Origin of the sequence: Parafrankia sp. FMc2 (genome assembly GCF_041008525.1) — a bacterium.
Lineage (GTDB): Bacteria > Actinomycetota > Actinomycetes > Frankiales > Frankiaceae > Parafrankia.
The window spans coordinates 1-1,094 of sequence record NZ_JBFLUG010000423.1; the positions used below are offsets into that span (position 1 = coordinate 1).

The window sequence follows — 1,094 nt, forward strand, 5'->3', positions numbered from 1 at the left end:
TGGCCGTCGCAGGTCACCGCCACCGTGTCGAGGGAGGCGGTCACCTCGACGAACCGGCCGATCGCCCGCGGGTCGACGGAGTAATCGACGGTGTCGACCCGCACGTAATAGTCCCGACCCAGGCGAACACGGGAACCAAGGCCGGTCGGTGGGTCCACCGGTGGCAGCTCCAGCATCGACGCCCGGTCGGTGTCCAGCAGATCGATCGGACGGCCACCGATCGACCGCACCGTGCGGGCGTTCGCCACCGGCAGCCATTCGCTCAGCTGCGTGTTGAAATCCGCCGGCGAGACGAACCTTCGGCCAGGCAGGAACGACGTCTCGAAATATCCGTTGGCCCGTTCGACGATACCCTTGTATTCCGGGTCCCGGGGCGGTGCGAGCTTGATCTGGGTCGCCAACGTGCCCGCGAAAGCCGCCGCCGGCGCCGACACCCGACCCGTCCCACCAATCGCCGATTCCCGATCCCAGACCAGCATCTTCGTGACCTGCCCGACCCCACGGATCAGCAGCCACATCCCCGCCAGGATGTCACCAGCCTGCCGTGAGGGAATCATCGTCGCTGTCAGGAACCGGGAGAACGCCAGCGTCATCACCAGTACCGGCAACATTCTCTCCTGTCCCGGCCCCACCGGGATCCGGGTTTCCGGGAACCACAGATCGCAGTGCGCCACCTGCCCTGGCTCGTAGACCACCCGATCCACCGGGTCGATCCCGACATACTCCGGACGGATCAGCGTCAACCGCTTCTTCAACGGCGACAACGAGTACGGCCAGCCGATCCGCTGCGCGATCACCGGTGACGGCATCCGCGGCCACTCCGCCAGCAACGCCCTGATCGCTGGCTCGTACGAGTCCACCACCGACCCCCGCGGCGCCCGCTCGTACTTCGGCGGCCGGTCCGACGCCAACGCCGCCCGCACCGTGTTCCGCGCCACCCCCAACCGCCGCGCGATCTCCTTGATCGGTACACCCTCAGCCCGATGCAACCGGCGGATCTCCGCCCAGTCCTCCACCTTCAGCACCCCTCCTACCTCAGCAGGGGGTCAACTTTCGCGGCCCCCCAGGGGGTCAGTTTTCCGGAGGCTGCGACA

Annotated in this window: 1 protein-coding gene; it reads right to left on the bottom strand. The window is 67.6% G+C overall.

Annotated elements, in window-relative coordinates; all coding sequences use genetic code 11:
- A partial coding sequence (gene istA / locus AB1460_RS37695) for an IS21 family transposase (RefSeq protein ID WP_368967358.1) occupies positions 1-1,025 on the bottom strand: 1,025 nt, incomplete at its 3' end.
- Positions 1,026-1,094 lie beyond the last annotated feature (69 nt).